Source organism: Bartonella sp. HY761, assembly GCF_026743145.1.
GTDB lineage: Bacteria > Pseudomonadota > Alphaproteobacteria > Rhizobiales > Rhizobiaceae > HY038.
The window spans coordinates 3281939-3302500 of record NZ_CP104887.1; the positions used below are offsets into that span (position 1 = coordinate 3281939).

A 20562-nucleotide genomic window follows, 5' to 3' on the forward strand; every position below is an offset into this window, starting at 1 on the left:
ATTGGGATAAGGGCTATTATAAATTTAACTTTTAAATATATAAAAATTATTTCTAACAAACCACCTAGCACCTTTAATGCACCTGTTTATGATCCCATCAGCAATAGGGTAATTATTGCATTAAGAGGGGATAATGTCGAATTATAGTTTTTGATTTGACGATCAAACAGTGTTTGGGACTATTTTCTCTTAATTTTTACTATTGTGTATGAGTAAAGCTGCATTAATATGGCCACCAATCATACTGGGAATAGTTGTTGATGCTATGAATAATGCTATAGGTTTTAATGTGGTTGGACTAAATAATTGGCTTTTTCTCTTTGCTTTTGCAGCCTTGATACAAGTATTTTTTATCCCCTATTTTGCATAACTCATTATAGTATAATTTATCGTCGCCAACATCTTGATGAGGTAGATGATTGTGAGGATAATCCTTTTGGTGAAATGACAATTGAGGTTGAATCGCTTTTGCAAAACAACCAATGTCTGCATATTATGCGGTTGGGCTAACTAGCTTAAGGTTTTTTTCATGCAAAAGGCATATGTTGTCAAACAAGGTAAGATCAATTGGATTAGGCAGTCGTATATCGATTAAATCAGGAAAATTGCGTCCGCTTAATTCAAATTTTCGATCAATTTGGCTGATGAAAATAAGAATAATTTTTTGCTGCATGGCAAATGTTTTTAACAAGGATATTTGTTCGATTAGTGGTGGCTTATCATGCCTTTGGTCTAATAATTGTAAATAATCAATAATCGCAAAAGATCTCGATGGCATTGTTTTTGTAATATTTATAATATAGTTGGCGCAAATATCTTCTGAAGTATCAATGATAAGCTTTTCTAGCCATTGATTTGGCGCAACACCAATTTTTTGTAAACGTTTATGAACGTCCATTTGGTTATATTCGAGAGTGAAAAATACACCTTTATGACCAAATGCGATTGCCTCACGCGCTATTTTTAAACTTAAAAGTGTTTTACCTTGCCTTGGTCAGGCTGCCACTAAAATCAAATCACCATTTTTAAACTTGGTAAATAAATCGCCGAATTTATTACTTTGATAAGCACGCAGCAGCAAGGTCCAGCTTTTATGCCCATTTTCCCTAGCAATGCGGTTCAATGCTTTCACATGGGCGATTTTTTCTAAGCGCACCAATTGTTTGGCTTGGCGTTTTAGTTGATGAAGTGGTATTCTTTGAATATTGTTCATAAAATTAACAACCTTAAATCGCAAATTTATGATAATCCCTCCTCATATCATATCGCGATATTAGCTGTTACTTAGATCGTTATACCTACACAAAAAGTGCTTTCCCATCTGGAGGGGGGAGGCTTGGCACAGCCTCAAATCTTCTATCACATTGTTGATAAAAAACCATATAAAAATTCATCATTATTTCAATTAAATAGGATTTTAACTGCAGGGTTCTATTTTTTAATTGAGCCTGTCTTAGATAATGAAAATTGTCGAAGGTTAGACTTTTTTTAAAAAACATGATTTTACCGAGCATATTTTTTACAATTTCTCCTCAAATAATGCGCTACCAAAACGAATGTATTACTAAAATTAATGTGTTAGCGGTGGTACATAATTATCAAGTTCTTTTAACAGTTCTTGCGCATTTTGATGGTTCTGCTCCGCCGCAAGATGCAACCATTTTAATGCTTTTTCTTTATCATAATTTGAGTTTTGCTCATTACTATAGAGTTGCCCTAAATGAAATTGTCCATCGGCATTGCCTTTTTCGGCAGCAAGACGAAACCAGTGCATTGCTTGCTGTAAATCTTGTTTTACATCCTCGCCATCTTGATAAAGTACTCCCAAATTTAACTGTGCGAATAGCTCATCTTGTTCAGCAGCAAGATGGAAAAGGCGTAGAGCTTCTTTCATGTCCTTTTCTACGCCTGTGCCAAACATATATAAAAAGCCAAGGTTAATTTGCGCGCCGGAATTGCCTTGTTCTGCTGCCAGTTGATAGAGCTCTGCCGCTTTGGTTACATCTTGTTGAACGCTATAGCCTTGTTCATAGTAAATGCCGAGGTTAAACTGCGCCCAATGATGGCCTTGATCTGCCGCCAATCCATATAATCTTGCCGCTTCATCGATATTTTTTTTAACGCCTTCACCATCAGCGTACATACGGGCTAGGGCATATTGGGCGTTATCAAAGCCTTGATCTGCAGCTAATTTAAAAAAATGTGCCGCCTTTATTCTATCTTGTACAACATCATTGCCAGCCTCATAAATAAGACCTAAATTATATTGTGCCTCCATATTGCCTTGATCTGCTGCCAATTGACAAAGACGCACCGCTTCTTGCTTATCTTGTTTAACACCTTCACCCAATTGATATAGCATTGCTAAATGTAGCTGCGCCCAGTCATGACCGTTTGCGGCAGCAAGGCTATATAGGCGTACAGCTTCTTGCTTATCGGCAATAACATCTTCGCCAGTATCATATTTAGCCGCTAAGCAAAATTGTGCTTCAGCCATGCCCTGTTCAGCGGCAAGTTTAAAATACTCCAGAGCTTGTGGTTTATCTACTGCTACCCCATCACCATCGTATAACATGCGGGCAAGATTATATGTTGCAAGGTTATTGCCAAGTTCACTTGATTTTTTTAAAAGTTTTAATGCCTCTTTTGGGTTTTTAGGAACACCATCACCGGTAAGATGCATGATAGCGAGGCTATTTAGTGCTACCGCATCATTTTTTTCGGCTGCAAGACGGTTAAGCCGTAGGGCTTCAGCAGTGTTTTTTTCTACACCATCGCCATGTTGATACATATTAGCCAAAAAAGCTTGCGCAAAATTTTGTCCTTGCTTAGCGGCCAAACGGTACCAATGAATAGCTTTTTGTTTGTCTTGCTTTAAACCTTCGCCGGTCTGATAGGCTATAGCCAATTTGCATTGAGCATCGGCATCACCTTGTTCCGCCGATAATTTATACCATTTGGCAGCTTCGCTGCTATCTTTTTCAAAGCCCAAACCATTTTCATACATAAAACCAAAATAATATTGTGCGGTTCTATTATTTTGCTTTGCACTTAACCAAAATAGCCTCGCTGCCTCAACATAATCTTGTTCTACCCCTTGGCCATTTTGATACATTATGCCTAGGTTAAGTTGCCCGATACTATCGCCTTGCTCAACCGCCAAACGATAAAGGCGTATGGCTTCACTTTCATTTTGCTCAACACCATCACCATTTGCATACATAAGACCGAGGTTTACTTGGGCAGCTACAATTCCTTGCTCTGCGGCAAGTTTGCACCAATGGGCAGCTTCCTGCATATCTTGCATAACACCATTACCCGACAGATAAAGCATTGCAAGATTGGATTGTGCTTCTCCATTACCTTGCTCGGCAGCGAGACGAAAAAGCCTTGCCGCTTCTTGTTTGTCTTGGGGGATTGCCGTGCCTGATAGATACATGGCAGCCAATTGCACTTGTGCCTTGGCATCGCCTTGCTTGGCTTTTCCTTGTAAATCTGAAACTGAAATTTCATCTTTTGAGTTTTTAAAAAGAAAATTTTTAACAAATTTAAAAATATTTTTCATTTTATACTCGCTTAAAGGTTTTTAAATTTATGAATATCACAATACGGCAGTAAAATTATGATTTTTTTATTTTGTATTTTTAAAATACATTAATCGCAATAGGTTTTGATCGTCATAGATTATTTTTTTAACCTTTCTAATGCATCTTCATTACCTTGCGCGGCGGCCTGTTGGTAAAATTCTAAGGCTTTTGCTATGTTTGGGGCGACACCTTTGCCAAGTTCATAAATGGTGCCAAGATTATATTGCGCAATATCATTACCTTGTTCAGCAGCAAGCTTATACCAATGCAGTGCCTGCTGCCGGTCTTGTTGGATGAACTCACCTTGTTCAAATAAAGCAGCTAAGGTTAATTGACCAAACACATCGCCTTGCTTTGCCGCAAGATGAAAATACTTTAAAGCTTCATCCATATCTTTTGAAACGCCTTTTCCTTGATAAAAAAGTGTGCCAAGCAACAATTGGGCCCTTGCATATTGTTGGTCTGCGGCGAGACGGAGTAAGCGAACGGCTTCTTGCAAGTTTTGTTTAACGCCATCCCCATCTTTGTATAATAATGCAAGTAACATTTGTGAATTAGCATTACCTTGATTGGCGGCAAGGCGGTAAAGTCTTATTGCCTCATTAATATCTTGCTTTACATTTTTACCGTTGCGATAGCATATCGCAAGATTAATTTGTGATGCTGTGAGACCTTGTTTTGCTGCCAAATGATAATAAGCCATGGCTTTTTCTATGTCTTGTTCTACCCCGTCACCATTTTCATAAATGACTGCAAGATTATGCAACGCTTCGCTATAGCCTTGTTCGGCAGCAAGATGATATAAGCGCAATGCTTCTTTGGTATTTTGCTCTATACCATCGCCGCTTTCATATAATAAGGCTAAATTATTTTGTGCAGCTTCATGGCCTTGTGCCGCGGCTAATTGAACAAGGCGCAAGGCTTCTGCTTTGTTTACTGCACAGCCTTCACCATTGGTTAGCATGACCGCAAGCCTTGCTTGCGCTGGTGCAAAGTTTTGATCGGCGGCTAAGCGGTACCAATGGACTGCTTTGGCAGAATTTTTTTCTAATAATTCACCTAGATCATAAATAACTGCAAGGTTCATTTGTGCAAATATATTACCAGAATTTGCCGATAGATTAAATAAGCGCAAAGCCTCAGTTACATTTTTCTCAACGCCCAATCCTTTCCTATAGGCGTTACCTAACTGATTTTGCCCGTTACTATCACCCTGTTCTGCCGCCAATCGATATAATCTAATCGCTTCAGCAATATTTTGTTGAAGCCCATCGCCTTTTTCGTAGATAAGGCCTAAATTGGCTTGTGCGCCACTGTGTCGTTGTTTTGCTGCAAGACGATACCAAAAAATTGCTTTTTGCATGTCTTGCGGGATGTCATCACCAGCTTGATAAAGATTGGCTAGGGCAAATTGGGCTAGATCAGAACCTTGTTCAGCCGAAAGCGTGTACCATTGGATAGCTTTTCCTATATCCTTTTCAACGCCATTGCCATTTTCATACATAAAGCCTAAGCAGTATTGGGCATTTTTAAATCCCTGTTCGGCAGCATAATAAAATAGCCTAAAGGCTTCATGGTTATCTTTTTTAATGCCATCGCCTCTTTGATACATGGCACCTAAGTTTATATGGGCAATAGCGCTTTTTTGTTCTATCGCTAATTGGTATAGCCGCACAGCCTCATCATAATTTAGTGGGATGCCGTCGCCAGTTTCATACATTAAGGCAAGATTAACCAGTGCTGGTACAAAATTTTGCTGGGCTGCAAGCCTATACCAATGCAAAGCCAATTGTTTATCTTGCAAAATACCTTGACCATGTTGATAGGCAAGTGCAAGATTAAACTGTGCTTGCGCATTATCTTGTTCGGCGGCAAGGCGATAAAGCCGATTGGCTTCTTGCTTATTGGCAACAACACCATTGCCATGGTAATACATAAAGCCTAATTCTGTCTGTGCGTATTGATCGCCATTTGCAGCTTGTTCTTGCAAATCAGCAATAGAATCGCTTGGCTTTTTATCGGCAAAAAGGCATTTAAATTTTTTAAGCAAAAAATTGAAAATATTTATCATGGTTTTCCCGCTAGGCTTTTAGCTAATAGATCGCGCAATTTCTTTTAAAAATTTAAGTGCATCTTCATCGCCGCTTTCTGCTGCACAATTAATCCATTTTAATCCCTCGGTTTGATTTTTTTCAACGCCGTTGCCATGATAAATCATGCGCCCCAAATTAAATTGGCCATCACTGAGCCCTTGGTTTGCGGCAAGGCGATAAAGGCGAAGGGCTTCTTGATAATCTTGATTTATACCCAAACCCTTTTCATACATTGAACCAAGATTGGCTCGACCGTAGGCACTTTCTTGATCGGCGGCAAGGCGATAAAGGCGGAGAGCTTCTTGGTAATCTTGTTTAACTCCGTCACCATCTTCATAAAGTGAGGCTAAGTTAACTTGAGCATAGGCGTTACCTTGTGCAACGGCTAATTGATAATAATAGGCGGCTTTTTCTTTATCTACGTCAACGCCGTCGCCTATTTCATACATATAAGCGATATTATTTTGTGCATATGCTAAACCTTTCGCCGCAGCGAGTTGGTAAAGGCGCAAGGCTTCTTGCTTATTTTGTTCAAAATATTCGCCGTTACTATATTTTACCGCCAAATTATACTGCGCCTCAGGACTTCCTTGCGCTGCTGCTAATTGGTAATAACGAATAGCCTCAGTTATGTTTCTCTCGAAATCCAAGCCATCATGATACTTTTCCGCTAATGCCAATTGTGCCGAAATATTTCCTTGTTCCGCGGCTTGTTTCAAAAAACGTTCGCATTCACAATTATCATGTTCAACGCCTAATCCGTGATTATAAAGCCATGCTAGCATGTATTGGGCTTCATCATCGCCCTGTTCTGCTGCTAAGCGATAAAAATAGGCAGCTTTTTGGTAATCTTGTTCAACGCCTTCTCCATCCTTAAAAAGGTGCGCAAGCGTGCGTTGGGCTTGTAAATGACCTTGTTCTGTGGCCAATTGGTATAACCTAACCGCTTCGCTAATATTTTTTTCAATGCCATAGCCATGTTGATACATTAGGGCTAAATTAATTTGTGCAACTTCATTGCCTTGCTCTGCGGCTAAATGATAAAGTTGCGCTGCCTCTTCCAAGTAATCGGGAATATTTTGATCTTGCATATATAAAAGTGCTAAATTAACTTGCGCGGTAGCATTACCTTGGTCAACAGCAAGGCGTAACCATTCCATAGCTTGTGGTTTATCTTGAGTTACACCTTTTCCTTTGAGATGAAGATAACCCATATAGGCTTGTGAGGCAGCATCACCTTGTAAAGCTGCTTTGCGGTACCAGTAAGCGGCTTCGGTAGTATTTTGAGGGATGCCATCGCCACGCTCATAATTTCCAGCAAGGCATATTTGCGCTTCTAGGCTACCTTGTTTTGCTTGTTCAATTAAATGTGGAAGTATAAATTGTTTAAGAGGAGCTCTTAAAGATTCATCGTTTAATATTTTAAAAAGCTCATCTTTGTCCACGAAAATGCTCCAGCACTAGTAATTTAAGTCTGATCTTATTTTATCGACTATGTATAATTAACCGCTATAATGACTTTTAAGCAATAAATTTTCTTCATTGTTTAAATAATAGATTGAAAAATAAGCGATAGACAGAAGCTATTGTTCTTTTGGTATTTTATGCTCTTTAAAGCTTGTGAAAGAATAGAGAAAATACTCAATATTTACGCGCTTTAATTATAAATGAATGGAATTATTATGGAAAACTCTAATGGCTTTGAAATAACTGATGGGGTCTTATTAGAAATTACTGAAAATACAGTGTTTTCAGACGCAACAATTCACTTTCAGATTGCGCATACAGGAATATCTGCTTATTTGATAAAATCTCAAAACATCGACATTTGTACCCCATATGATATATTAACAAGCCAAGATATTTTTTGCTTTGATAAAAATGGGGAGTTCTCTTCTGTAAAATGTGCTTCTTCTAATCAAAATAGGAAGACAAAAATATATGACCGCCTTGATTATAAAAAAATAAGATTTGGAAAACTATCTTTATCTGGCACATTGCTGCCTTTTGAGGGAACATCATTTAGATATTTAAATCAAGATGAAAGATATTACCTTTGTTTTTACAATATTGAAGTTTTAAAAAATTCAGAAATTATTTTTTTATCTGATGATTTTGCTTTTATTATCAAAGATAGAAAATATGCAGGGTGGTATTTGAAAAATCCACTAAATTATTTATGTGACGAGCATATTCAACCCAAGCTACCATTTACTGATGTTAACGATGCTGATTATGAGGTATTTAACATTTTTTTAAATGTATTTTCTGACAATCGACTTTATGAATTAGATGAAGATTATGATAAATTAGCAGTTGAGATTTGGACTATTATTTCTAAAGTTGCGCCTAAAATTCAAAACGAACAGCGTCGTCAAATATTTTTAAATGCAGCCAGATATTATTATGATTTGAACGTTTTTGAGTAAAACTTAATTTATTTTGAAAATTTATGATTCAATGACAATTATTGACTATTAAAGTTTTCACTGCATCTATTGGGAGTTCGTTAATAAATCAGTTTTTTAGGAAACTGGAGCGGGCGATGGGATTCGAACCCACGACCCCAACCTTGGCAAGGTTGTGCTCTACCCCTGAGCTACGCCCGCTCATTTAGCGTATCGAAGCATTGCGCTTCGTTTCAAGACTGGCGTTATATGCCGCAATGGTGTTGAGAATGCAATAACAAAATTTGTTTTTTGCAAAAAAAAATGCAACCACTTGTTTTTATAATAAAATTTATCAATCTATATTATTGGATTTTTGTGATAAAATTTCGCCTTGGCAAAGATTTGATTCTTTTTTTAATATATGAACACTTATATAATAAATTTAGATCCTTTTAATTTTGCTTGTGAGATGGTATTAAAAAAGACAACCACCAATTTACCGCAGCTTATGAGGCTGATAAATGCTTTTGCTGTTGCTTAACCAAGCATCAAGCCTTAAATCAAAACTACATTTATTAAATCAAAGGATTCTTAGCAAAATGGCGCAACGAAAAGCCCATGAGGTGGATGGTTTTATTCTCAAACCCTCATCAACTTTTCCCATTGTTCTGGTCTATGGGCCAGATAAAGGTCTTGTGTCCGAACGCGCAACACTGTTTGCTAAAAATACTGGCATTGATTTACAAGATCCGTTTTCAACTTTAAAAATTGATGCAAGTGAAATTGATAGCGATCCTGCTCGCCTTGGTGATGAAGCTCGCACCGTGTCGCTTTTTGGTGGTCAGCGTTTAATATGGGTACGCAATGCAAGCGCCCAAAAAGGCCTTGCCGACGCGGTTAAATGGTTAATAGCAACACCGCCACAAGGCGCTTACGTTTTAATCGAAGCTGGGGATTTGAAAAAAGGCGTGACTGGCTTACGCGGTATTGTCGAGGCTGGTTCTTGCTCCATGGCACTTCCTTGCTATAGCGATAATCAAAGTGGCATTGATGCGCTGATTGATCAAGTGCTTGATGAATTTTCCATGAAAATATCTATGGACGCGCGTAAATGGCTGCGTGAAAGTCTTGGTGCTGACCGCTTGGCATCACGCGGCGAATTGGAAAAACTCTGCTTTTATGCCAAGGGCCAAGATGAAATCAGCGTAGATGATGTTGCTCATGCGGTAAGCGATGTCAGCGCGCTTTCGCAAGATGAAATTATTGATAGCGTGCTTTCTGGCAATATTGATAGTTTTAACCAGCATTTTGATCGGCAGGTTGAAAGCGGCGCAGCCTTATTTCTTGTATTAAGTGCAGCGCAAAGACAATTTCAACAATTAATGCAAATGCGAGCTCAAATGGATAATGATAGGGTATCAGCGAGCCAATTGGTAAAATCCGCTCGTCCGCCAATATTCTTCAAACGAGCACAAATTGTAGAGCGCGCATTAAATAGCTGGACGATGCCGCGCATCATTCGCGCTATGGAGCGGCTGCAAAATGCCGTTCTTGAAAGTCGTAAATCGGCGGCACTTAGCGTGCCAATTATCCGCCAAACATTGCTGGCTTTAACGGTTGAGGCTGCCCGTTCATCGCAACGTTGATAAAATGATAAGCGAACATTGACGTTTTTAAATGCCCTATAAATTTTACGGTCTTGGTGGATTTTATATTCGCTTTTCATGAACTCTTATCTTCATTTGGCACAATGTGCATTAAAACTTGCGAAGACTTATTTGGGGTTCTTTTTAAAATGCCAGTTGAATAAGAGTTTGAGCGTTTACTCAACCTTCAAGGTTTAAATTTATATTTTAGATTGGATAATTATAATATATGCCTAGTTAAAGCCAAAAATAAAACTTACGAATATGTGGTATACACCACGTACTCCAAAATTTGGGATGGCGAAGCCTATGTTTATTGGCAAGCGTTCATCTTAAGCATTTTATTATAAAAATTAAATGCGCTTATTATAAATGGACAAATTATGCTTTCAACGATTGATACATTTTTAGCTCAAAGCCTTGCTGGCAACAGTGAAACTCCAACATTGATCATTTGGTTTGGAATTTTTTGCGCCAAAGGGCTGCTTTATTTTATACCGCTTCATTTATTACTTTTATGGTTTGCAGGGGGGAAGTTTGAAAGACGAGCCGCTTTGACAATTGTCGCAAGTATCATAACCGGCTTATTTATTGGTTATTTAATAAGCCTTGGATTTTATCGAGAACGCCCCTTCGTCGCTGGTATTGTTGAAGCACTTGTTCATCATTCGCCGAATGCGTCATTTCCGTCTAATCACGCTACCATTTGTGCGGCTTATTTTTTCAGTCTTTATTTATTACGCTATAAAATGGCGGCAAAATTTGCGCTCGGCTTATTAGTTCTTGTCTGCTGGGGACGTATTTTTGTTGGCGTTCATTATCCTTTTGATATTTTGGCAGGCATTATCATTGGTGGTCTTAGTGCTTATGGCTGCACCCGCTTTGTTTTGCCTAGAATTCCTACGATTTTAACTGCTTTTCCAACTCAAAAAATGGAAAATAGATAAGCTGCTCTTATAATTTAACAAAGCTGATAAGCCTAAATCTGTTAAAATGCATTTATTTTTGTTTTAAAATGCTAGCAATGATTCTTACTTATTAGCCTTGCTTCGGCAGAATATATTATTAGAATCTAATGTTTTAGGTGATGGCGTTTTTAAATCACTTGTAAGTCAGGCGTAATGCCGATAAAATACGCCTAAAGAAATAAAAAGGTATTTTGACCAATATGGCAAAAAAAACACAGAAATTGTCAGAAAATGACATGACGCTAATCAAGCGCTTGCTTAGTGAAAATTTTCGTAAGCATTTTAAAAATTATTTTCTAGCAATCATTGCAATGCTAATGATAGCAGCAATGACATCTTTAAGTGCTTACATCATGGAACCAATGGTTAAAAGCTTAGTTGATGATAAAAATAAATCTCATGTTTTCATGGTTTCTATTGCTGTTATTTGCATTTTTTCTGTGAAAGGTTTTGCAACATTTTTTAACTCGCTTTATCTTGCGCGTGCCGGTAATAGTGTTGTAGCCGAACAGCAAAAAAAGGTTTATGCTCGTATTTTGTCGCAAGGTGTTTCTTTTTTTCAAAAAAATGCCCAAGCAGATCTGCTTATGATGGTAACCAATTTTTCGCAAATGTCGCGCGGTGTTATTGACCTATTGGTAACGACCTATGTCCGTGATCTTGTATCAGTTATCGGCCTGTTTGCAGTGATGTTTTACCAAAATTGGCTTTTGACTAGCGTTTCACTGCTTGTTGGGCCTTTAGCATTTTTGGGCGTGCGTCTGCTCACCAAAAAAGTAAAAAAAATTATGGCCAAGGAAATGGCATCGTTAACCGCCATCATCCAGATCATGCAGGAGACCGCAGTCGGTATTCGTGTTTTAAAAGCATTTGCGCTTGAGCCGCAAATGCAAACGCGAATGAATAAGGCAATTAGCGATGTAGAATCACGCTCCAATTCCATTGCTTTATATACCGCAGCAACTGCTCCAATTATGGAAACGTTGGCCGGCTTTGCCATAGCTGGCGTCATTGCTTTTTCCGGTGTTATGGTTATTGACCATGGTGCTAGTGCCGGTGGATTATTATCATTTATTGCAGCGCTGCTTTTTGCTTATGAGCCAGCTAAACGAATTGCCAATACCCGCGTTAAATTAGAATCGCTGATGATTGGTGTGCGCATGCTTTATGCTGTTATGGATCATCCTTTAACCCTCGTTGAATCCAAAAATGCCAAGACTTTAACTGCATCAAAGGGTGAAGTGGCTTTTTCTGATGTTAAATTTGCGTATCCTGAAGGTGATGACGTTCTCCATGGTATTAGTTTAGCAATTCCTGCCGGTAAAATGACTGCTCTTGTTGGCGCTTCAGGATCAGGTAAATCGACGATGATCAATTTGATTATGCGCCTTTATGATCCAACACAAGGGCAAATTTTTATAGATGGTCAAGATATTAAGGAAGTAACCTTTGCCTCATTGCGTGATGCAATGTCCTATGTTGGACAAGACACATTTCTTTTTAAAGGCAGCGTAAAACATAATATTAGCATGGGGCGCCCTGATGCTAGTGACGAGGAAATTATTGCTGCGGCCAAAGACGCCAATGCTCACGAATTTATTGTTAAACTTCGTGATGGTTACGATACCGATATTGGTGAAAATGGTGGCAATCTTTCTGGTGGTCAACGCCAACGTATTGCCATTGCGCGCGCCATGCTACGCAATGCGCGCATTCTTATTCTAGATGAGGCAACCAGTGCCCTTGATTCAGAATCTGAAGCATCTGTACAACAAGCCTTGGATCGTCTTACTGATGGTCGCACCACAATCGTTATTGCCCATCGTCTTTCAACCATTGCCAATGCCGATAAGATTGTTGTTATGCAACACGGTAATATCATTGAGCAAGGGACACAAGCTCAATTGCTCGCCAAGGAAAACGGTGTTTATGCACGCCTTCATGAATTGCAATATCGCAATGGTGGGATCGGCAGCAATGAAAGTTTGGAAGATCTTATCAATGAAAATGACGATCTATCAAAAATCGAAGGTTATAGGATAGCAACGGCAAAATCTGCACCAGAGCAACTTAACCAAACTGATATGGAAACGGCTGAAAAGGATGATCTTCAAGATGTGCCAATTGGGACACGCGGTGGTCCGGCAATCCAACGTAGCTAAAATTTCACCATAGGCACAAATTTTAAATCTTTATTAAGGGGTATTTTGTTTGAATACGAAATGCCCCTTAATTTATAACCATGATAGGCGCAGGAATTGCATTGGTTTTAACTGCGGCGTGACAAATATCTGCAATAATGCAAGCTTTGCAATCTGGTGTTCGCGCCTTGCACACATAGCGGCCATGTAAAATCAACCAATGATGGGCTTTTTTTAAATAGGCTTTTGGAATAATTTTTAATAATTTTTCCTCAACCTCGTCAGGCGTTTTTCCCGGCGCAAGCCCAAGGCGATTACCAATGCGAAAAATATGGGTATCCACCGCCAATGTGGGCTTATCATAAATAATATTTAACACCACATTAGCCGTTTTTCTGCCAACACCAGCAAGGGTAATCAAAGCATCACGGTTATCTGGCACTTGACTATGAAAGTTGGCAATGAGTGATTTTGACAAGGCCATGACATTTTTAGCTTTGCTGCGCCAAAGCCCTATAGTGCGGATATATTCGCCCAACCCCTCCTCACCAAGCTCCACCATTTTTTCAGGTGTATCGGCAACTTTGAATAATTCTTTTGTCGCCTTATTCACGCCTATATCAGTTGCTTGCGCCGATAATGCAACCGCAACAAGTAAAGTAAAGGCATTGGTATAACGCAGCTCACTTTCAGGATTGGGTCGCTGCAATGAAAAGCGATGGAAAATTTCTTCAATTTCCTCTTTGGTATATAAAGTACCAGCAACGCGGCGTGCTTTTTTAATTGCAGTCATTATTGAATCGGTCCAATTATAATGAGGTGATTTCTTTACTTAGAGCATTTTTAAAAAACTGTGAAGCAATTTCCAAAATCTGCATTGATAGCTTTTGCAATCGCTTTATGTCTATAAGATGATATTAAAAGTCGCATTTTTAAATAGCAGCGTGTAGTTTTTCCTAAAACTTTAGCGTATTGGACAACAGGCATTGATTGTCATTTGAATTGAAAGAGGATGAATATAGTTTAAAAGCTAAAACTTATCCCCAGCCGATAGCGTTCATTGCCAAATTAATGCTTATTTTTGTCATAAAACGCGAATTTTAAAAAATATTTGCATTTTTATACATTTTTTTGAATTTTTGCTATTGCATTCTCAACACCGTTGCGGCATATAACGCCAATCTTGAACGAAGCGCTATGCTTCGATACGCAAAATGAGCGGGCGTAGCTCAGGGGTAGAGCACAACCTTGCCAAGGTTGGGGTCGTGGGTTCGAATCCCATCGCCCGCTCCAATTTTCCCAAAACATATATTAAGACGTAAATTCTTTGTTTGGCAATTTGAATTGTCACGTTTTTTAGTTAAAAAATAAAGCACTTTTATTTTTCAGTATAAAAGTGCTTTGTAATTATTAGATGAATTACCTATTTGGTTCCAAACATGCGATCGCCTGCATCACCAAGCCCCGGTAAAATATAGCTATTTTCATCAAGACCATTATCGATGGATGCTGTGTAAATATCAACATCGGGGTGTTTTTCTTGCAAAAATTTCAAGCCTTGTTGAACAGCTAAAACGCAAACGAATCGAATTTGGTCGGCGCCACGCTCTTTAAGGCGTGAAATTGCCGCAGCTGCCGAATGCCCTGTCGCAAGCATTGGATCAACCACAATGACCAAGCGTTCACCTAAATCTTCTGGTGCTTTGAAGTAATATTCAATTGGCTCTAATGTAGTATGATCGCGGTAAAGTCCAATATGGGAAACCCGTGCCGATGGAATAAGCGATAACATGCCTTCTAATAGGCCTTCACCCGCACGCAAAATCGAGGCAAGCACAAGTTTTTTTCCATCAAGCACCGGTGCTTCCATTGGCATCATCGGTGTTTCGATGGTTGTTGTGGTCATCGGCAAGTCGCGTGTTACTTCATAGCCCATGAGTAGGGCGACTTCACGCAATAATTGACGAAAATCACCGGTTGACGTTTCCTTTTTGCGCATCATAGTTAGTTTATGGGCAACGAGCGGATGAGAGATAACATGAACTTGTGACACGGTTATTTCCTAATTTTTACAGTTAGCAATTTTAGTTTATATATGATGGGCGTATTCGATTGGGTTTAAAAATCAAATGGAAATGACGAAATTTTTTTCAAGAAGGTATAAATTTTGTCAAAATCTTATATCATGCTTTAACACGTTTTTAAATGACGCATGGTTTAATAAAAAATATTTCTAAAATAAATTTGGCGTTAAAATCAATGGCTGTTTTCTGCAATTACATTGATAAAAAAAATAAGCAATTAAGGTTTAGCGACGCTTATTTTTTATTGGCTTTTATCGAGCATTGCAGTTCAGTGCAGTCTATAGTAGATAGAATAAATAATTTGAATTTGATGAAAAAATGAAGCAGTGCAAAATGGTTTTTGTTTTGTGTATTCACTAGATAAGATAGGCAGTTTCATCAAGTTTATGGCTTTTAAAGATGTGCCCATTTAAAAGGTTTTGTGAAAGAATTCGTTTTTGGCTTTTTGGGTTAAATAAACACGTTCTTTGAGAGATGATTTTGGGCATGGTGAGAACATATCAAAAGGGTTTTTAAAATGGCAACCGAAGATATCAAGGATAGCAATTCCCGTGTGGGCGCACTTGGTGGCATGGAAAATTCTTTTGGCTTTAAAGCTGTAAAAGAAGAAGAAAAGCAAAATATGGTCAATAGTGTTTTCCATTCTGTTGCCCGTAAATATGATATTATGAATGATGTAATGTCGGTGGGCATGCATCGTTTATGGAAAGATGCCATGGTTGCTTGGCTATCACCGCCTCATCTTGATGGTTGGACAGTGCTTGATGTTGCAGGTGGTACGGGTGATATTTCATTTAAAATTATCGAGGCATCTGGTCGCCATGCCCATGCAACGGTTTTAGATATTAACGGTTCCATGTTAGAAGTTGGCCGTGAGCGGGCCGAGAAAAAGGGGCTGCTTAATCATTGCAATTTTGTTGAAGCCAATGCAGAAAAGCTCCCCTTTGATGACCGTCAATTTGATGCTTATACGATAGCCTTTGGTATCCGCAATGTGCCGCACATTGATAAGGCGCTTTCTGAGGCTTTCCGTGTGTTAAAGCCGGGTGGTCGCTTCATGTGTCTTGAATTTTCCGAAGTTGAACTGCCAATTCTTGATAAGGTTTATGATCTTTGGTCTTTCCATGGTATTCCACGCGTTGGACAAATGATTGCAGGGGACGCTGATTCCTATCGCTATCTTGTCGAATCTATTCGCAAGTTTCCGCGACAGGATGATTTTGCCGACATGATCCGCACTGCTGGATTTTCGAAGGTTAGTTATCGTAATCTCACTGGTGGTATTGCTGCCATCCACTCAGGCTGGAAAATTTAATGTCAAAATTTCTTGCATCCTTGCGTTTGATGCGGGCCGGTTATGTTCTTGCTCGTGAAGGCGTGTTAAGTGCCCTTCCAGCCGATGGACTAACAGGGCTGCCAGCCTTAGGTCATCGTGTCGCTAAATGGATGTCACGTGGTAGTGCACAAAATAGCGAGCGTTCCGAGCGTATTTCTAATGCAATGAATAGGCTTGGCCCTTCTTATGTCAAGCTTGGACAATTTTTAGCAACCCGTCCTGATATTGTTGGCCGTGATGTTGCCGATGATTTATCTTTGCTGCAAGATAAGGTTAAAACCTTTCCACAAGCTGAAGCTATTGCGCAAATTGAAGGTTCGCTTGGCCGCAAGATTGATGATCTTTTTGTTGAATTTGGCGAACCAATTGCTGCCGCATCAATGGCGCAGGTGCATCCGGCTTGGATTTTGGATGACAATGGCAACCGTAAAAAAGTGGCTGTTAAAGTCATTCGCCCTGGTATTCGGCGCCGCTTTGCTCAAGATCTTGAAGGATTTTACCTTGTAGCAAGAACGCAAGAGCGTTATGTTGCAGCATCGCGGCGGTTACGCCCGGTTCAAGTGGTTGAAAATCTTGAACAGACAACCCGTCTTGAAATGGATTTGCGCTTAGAGGCTGCGGCTCTTTCTGAACTTGGTGAAAACACCAAAAATGATCCAGGTTTTCGCGTTCCAACAGTTGATTGGGAGCGCACTGGTCGTGATGTTTTGACAATGGAATGGATTGACGGCATTAAAATGTCGGATCGCGATTCCTTGGTTGCAGCTGGTTTTGATCTTGAGGCCTTATCGGTCACTCTGATCCAGTCTTTTTTACGTCATACTTTGCGTGATGGTTTTTTTCATGCCGATATGCATCCGGGCAATTTATTTGTCGATAAGGATGGTATTATTGTTGCTGTTGATCTTGGCATTACCGGTCGACTTGGCAAAAAAGAAAAGCGTTATCTTGCTGAAATTCTTTATGGCTTTATTAAACGTGATTATTACCGCGTTGCTAAAGTGCATTTTGAAGCGGGCTATGTGCCATCGCATCATAGTATTGAAAGTTTTGCGCAAGCTAACCGCGCGATTGGCGAGCCAGTGCATGGCCAATCTGCCGAAACTATTTCGATGGCACGGCTTTTGACGCTGCTTTTTGAAGTAACAGAACTATTTGACATGGAAACGCGGCCAGAACTTATTCTCTTACAAAAAACTATGGTCGTAGTTGAAGGAGTGGCGCGCACATTAGATCCTCATCTCAATATGTGGAAAGCTGCCGATCCTGTAGTATCTGACTGGATCATGCAAAATTTAGGGCCCTTAGGTTTGGTAAAGGATTTGCGTGATAGTGCCATTGCTGTCACCGATCTCGTGCGCAAAACGCCAGAACTTACCAAGCGTTTTGATGAAATCACCGCCGGCATGGCACATATGTCAAAACATGGCATTGTTCTTGATGAAGCAACATTAAAGCGTCTTGCTCGCTATCAATCCCGTAGCGGACGATTCATGCGTTATGCCATTTATATTATTGCCGCTTGTATTCTTTATATCACTTTAAGAATGATATTTTAGCTTCTATTTCAATAGTGGCTTTGGCTGTATAAGTCATAGATAACGACATAAGGCATGTATTCAATGGATTTAAACGATAAAAAGATATTATTGATTATTGGCGGTAGTATTGCCGCGTATAAATCCCTTGATCTTATTCGCCGCTTGCGAGAAAATGGTGCAACTGTCACGGTTGTCATGACAAAGGCCGCGCAAGAAATTATTACACCACTAGCGGCGGGTGCTTTGAGCGCCAATCACGTTTACACCGATCTTTTTTCGCGGCTTGATGAGCAAGATGTCGGCCATATCCGCCTTGCTCGCAATCATGATCTTATTATTGTTGCGCCTTGCACTGCAAGCCGCATGGCAAAAATGGCAATAGGCATTGGTGATGATCTTGCCGGTGCGATAATTTTAGCGCGAAACTGCCCAATCTTATGCGCACCTGCCATGAATCCAATGATGTGGAAAAATCTAGCAACCAAGCGAAATCTTAAAACTCTTCAAGATGATGGTTTTTTCTTTATTGGCCCTGAAAAGGGCGAGATGGCTGAAGCTTATGAAAATGGTCTTGGCCGCATGAGTGAGCCATTGACTATTGTTGAGGCTGCTAAAAAAATTTTATTAGATAAAAACGACCGCCCCTTATCTGGCCATCATATCATTGTGACATCAGGCCCCACCCATGAACCAATTGATCCCGTGCGGTATATTGCCAATCGCTCTTCAGGAAAGCAAGGGCATGCAATAGCCAAGGCTCTTGGTTATTTGGGCGCTAAGGTAACACTCGTTTCTGGTCCTGTTAGTGTTGATGATCCACAAAAAACTCCTTTTTTGGATATTGAAACCATCCATGTAGAAACAGCTCATGAAATGCTACAGCAAGTTGAGATTGCTTTGCCGGCAGATGTAGCTATTTTTGCTGCAGCCGTTGCAGATTGGCGCATGGATAGCCCAAAAAATCAAAAAATGAAAAAGCAGCAAGGGCAAGATAGCCTTACTCTCTCCATGGTGCAAAACCCAGATATTCTTGCAACGATTGCTCATGGTGATAATCGCCCAAAGTTGGTTATTGGTTTTGCCGCAGAAACCAATGATTTGATTAGCTATGCCCAAAAAAAATTAGAAAAAAAGGCTGCTGATTGGATTATCGCCAATGATGTTTCAATGAATGAAAAAGGCGAAAGCATTATGGGCGGCGATGAGAATCATATTCATATTGTGCAAAAGGATAAGGTTGAGGAATGGCCGCTTCTTAATAAGCAGCAGGTGGCCGAAAAATTAGCCGAAAAAATTGCAGATTATTTTGCTTCTCAAAGATGACAGTTTAAAAGCTTTATTCTCTATATTCTTCAAATGCATATGTGTAAAATGGGCGGTAGTAACCGCCCTTTATTTTGTTGATAGTGCTAAAAATAACTCAAATTCTAATCTATGAATTCGATAAAGGTGCTGAAGAAGCTACTTGCGTGTTGCGAGGGCCATTTTTCATTAAAGCATCAATATGATCGCGCTCACGTTTGAAAGCGATAAGATCATCGCCGCGAAGCGATTCTTCATCGGGCAGGCGGATACGCATCGGATCGACTTTGGTGCCATTCACAACAATTTCATAATGGAGATGTGGCCCGGTTGAAAGTCCGGTAGAGCCAACAAAACCGATAACTTGCCCTTGGCGCACATGCATGCCGGGCTTTAACCCTTCTGCAAAGGCACTTTGGTGGGAGTAACTGCTAATATAGCCGTTGGCATGTTGGATTTCTGTGTGGTTACCATAACCACTACTCCAGCCGGCTTTTAAGACAATACCATCACCGGCAGCAACAATTGGTGCTCCCCGTGGAGCTGACCAGTCAACACCGGTATGCATGCGCACATAGCCAAGAATCGGATGGCGTCTTGGGCCAAAGGGCGAGCGAAACACACCATTGGGGACTGGTTTTCTTAATAAGAATTGCTTGGAGTTACGCCCTTCGCGGTCATAATAATCAATTTTCCCGTCTTGGGATTGAAAGCGGTAATAGCGCTTTACGATGTCGCCAAAAGTTGCTGCAACATATAAAATTTCTGGATTTGCATTAGCAAGCGTCTTATCTGGTTTTGGATAAAATACCTCTAAAGAATCAGTGGCTGATATATTCGATTGCATATCAACATCATTTGCTAGCATACGTACTAATTGACGTGCGCTATCCTCACCCATATTGTAAGATAGAGCAGCTTGTACAACAGCATCATAGACCGAAGGTAGCTTATCTGTGGCAACACGAATGATCGGCATATCACCATCAAGAGCAGAAATTAAAAGCTCTGTCGTTTCAGGTTCTGCGCAGCGTATAAAATTATTGTTATCGTCAAGCGCGATGCTCATAACATGTTTTTTGTCATTATAAATACTAGCGCGTACTATAGAGCGTTTTCCGGTTTTATCGGTTTCAACCCCAAGCCGTAAAATGCTACCTGCGGGTAAATCGTCTCTCTTGGTCATCGCGTTAAGAGCATCGGCGATGCGATCGGCATCCTCGCCTATAAAGTTTGCGCGATTTAAGATATCAATTATCTTTTCATCACGGATAAAGGGTAAAATATCCTCAGAATAGTTTTCAATAGCTTGGCGATTATTCGATCCCATTGCGATAGAGACGTTTTCTTGGAAAATCCTGACATCAAGCGCATCAGAAAAGCTGACCGATCGGCTTAAACTCTTGACTTGGGCTGGATCAATATAATGCAATGCGGCAACTTGTGCGACACCAGTACCCAATGAACTAGCCGC

General features: G+C 39.9%; 14 protein-coding genes, 2 tRNA genes and 1 pseudogene (1 of these 17 running past the window's edge). 8 read left to right on the forward strand and 9 right to left on the reverse strand.

The annotated features are described in order from the left end of the window. Positions 1–493 precede the first annotated feature (493 nt). The 5 genes and pseudogenes from N6A79_RS14095 to N6A79_RS14115 form a co-directional block, all read right to left on the reverse strand. A pseudogene (locus N6A79_RS14095) lies at positions 494–982 on the reverse strand (DNA helicase); the annotation flags it as partial. Between the two features lie 12 nt (positions 983–994). Beyond that, a complete protein-coding gene (locus tag N6A79_RS14100) occupies positions 995–1213 on the reverse strand; it encodes a hypothetical protein (RefSeq protein ID WP_268546428.1) in 219 nt (72 codons plus the stop codon). Positions 1214–1570: 357 nt separating this feature from the next. After that, complete coding sequence (locus N6A79_RS14105) at positions 1571–3565, reverse strand: SEL1-like repeat protein (RefSeq protein WP_268546430.1); 1995 nt, start codon at positions 3563–3565, stop codon at positions 1571–1573. A gap of 119 nt (positions 3566–3684) precedes the next feature. Next, a complete protein-coding gene (locus N6A79_RS14110; RefSeq protein WP_268546431.1) occupies positions 3685–5658 on the reverse strand; it encodes a tetratricopeptide repeat protein in 1974 nt (657 codons plus the stop codon). Positions 5659–5676: 18 nt separating this feature from the next. Continuing rightward, positions 5677–7125 carry an SEL1-like repeat protein gene (locus N6A79_RS14115; RefSeq protein WP_268546432.1) on the reverse strand — a complete coding sequence of 483 codons (1449 nt, stop codon included), beginning with the start codon at positions 7123–7125 and terminating at the stop codon, positions 5677–5679. A 237-nt stretch (positions 7126–7362) separates the two neighbouring features. Here N6A79_RS14115 and N6A79_RS14120 point away from each other — a divergent pair, with 237 nt between their 5' ends. Continuing rightward, positions 7363–8109: a hypothetical protein gene (locus tag N6A79_RS14120; RefSeq protein ID WP_268546433.1), complete on the forward strand. Its 747-nt coding sequence runs from the start codon at positions 7363–7365 to the stop codon at positions 8107–8109. Between the two features lie 105 nt (positions 8110–8214). Here the strand turns inward: N6A79_RS14120 and N6A79_RS14125 are convergent. Further along, positions 8215–8289: transfer RNA gene (locus N6A79_RS14125), tRNA-Gly, on the reverse strand. A gap of 380 nt (positions 8290–8669) precedes the next feature. Between N6A79_RS14125 and holA the strand changes: the two genes are divergently transcribed. From holA to N6A79_RS14140, 3 genes are all read left to right on the forward strand, one after another. Beyond that, positions 8670–9716: a DNA polymerase III subunit delta gene (gene holA / locus N6A79_RS14130; RefSeq protein ID WP_268546434.1), complete on the forward strand. Its 1047-nt coding sequence runs from the start codon at positions 8670–8672 to the stop codon at positions 9714–9716. A gap of 383 nt (positions 9717–10099) precedes the next feature. Beyond that, entirely contained in the window at positions 10100–10663 is a 564-nt protein-coding gene (locus tag N6A79_RS14135) for an undecaprenyl-diphosphatase (protein WP_268546435.1), read from the forward strand. Between the two features lie 221 nt (positions 10664–10884). Beyond that, positions 10885–12846 (forward strand): ABC transporter ATP-binding protein, encoded by a 1962-nt coding sequence (locus N6A79_RS14140; protein ID WP_268546436.1) that lies wholly within the window; start codon positions 10885–10887, stop codon positions 12844–12846. A gap of 67 nt (positions 12847–12913) precedes the next feature. On the opposite strand, the gene nth is transcribed toward N6A79_RS14140, so the two are convergent. Further along, the gene (nth, locus tag N6A79_RS14145; RefSeq protein WP_268546437.1) at positions 12914–13618 is read right to left on the reverse strand and encodes an endonuclease III; all 705 of its coding nucleotides are present in this window, start codon (positions 13616–13618) and stop codon (positions 12914–12916) included. A gap of 425 nt (positions 13619–14043) precedes the next feature. Here nth and N6A79_RS14150 point away from each other — a divergent pair. Further along, a tRNA-Gly gene (locus N6A79_RS14150) sits at positions 14044–14118 on the forward strand. A gap of 130 nt (positions 14119–14248) precedes the next feature. Here the strand turns inward: N6A79_RS14150 and upp are convergent. Next, on the reverse strand, positions 14249–14878 hold the full coding sequence (gene upp / locus N6A79_RS14155; RefSeq protein WP_182418252.1) for a uracil phosphoribosyltransferase: 630 nt from the start codon (positions 14876–14878) through the stop codon (positions 14249–14251). 548 nt (positions 14879–15426) lie between these two features. On the opposite strand from upp, the gene ubiE reads away from it, so the two are divergent. The 3 genes from ubiE to coaBC all read left to right on the forward strand — a co-directional run bounded on the left by ubiE (position 15427) and on the right by coaBC (position 19109). Next, positions 15427–16224 carry a bifunctional demethylmenaquinone methyltransferase/2-methoxy-6-polyprenyl-1,4-benzoquinol methylase UbiE gene (gene ubiE / locus N6A79_RS14160; RefSeq protein WP_182418253.1) on the forward strand — a complete coding sequence of 266 codons (798 nt, stop codon included), beginning with the start codon at positions 15427–15429 and terminating at the stop codon, positions 16222–16224. Continuing rightward, a complete protein-coding gene (gene ubiB, locus N6A79_RS14165) occupies positions 16224–17804 on the forward strand; it encodes a 2-polyprenylphenol 6-hydroxylase (RefSeq protein ID WP_268546438.1) in 1581 nt (526 codons plus the stop codon). Before ubiE ends, ubiB begins: the two co-directional genes overlap by 1 nt. A gap of 63 nt (positions 17805–17867) precedes the next feature. Then, positions 17868–19109, forward strand: a complete 1242-nt coding sequence (gene coaBC, locus N6A79_RS14170) for a bifunctional phosphopantothenoylcysteine decarboxylase/phosphopantothenate--cysteine ligase CoaBC (RefSeq protein WP_262079241.1) — start codon at positions 17868–17870, stop codon at positions 19107–19109. Positions 19110–19218: 109 nt separating this feature from the next. On the opposite strand, the gene N6A79_RS14175 is transcribed toward coaBC, so the two are convergent. Next, a protein-coding gene (locus tag N6A79_RS14175) for a M23 family metallopeptidase (RefSeq protein WP_268546439.1) crosses the window boundary here: on the reverse strand, positions 19219–20562 show its 3' portion. It continues 618 nt past the right edge of the window; the window shows 1344 of its 1962 coding nt (coding positions 619–1962); its start codon lies beyond the right edge, outside the window — the gene reads right to left on this strand; the stop codon is at positions 19219–19221.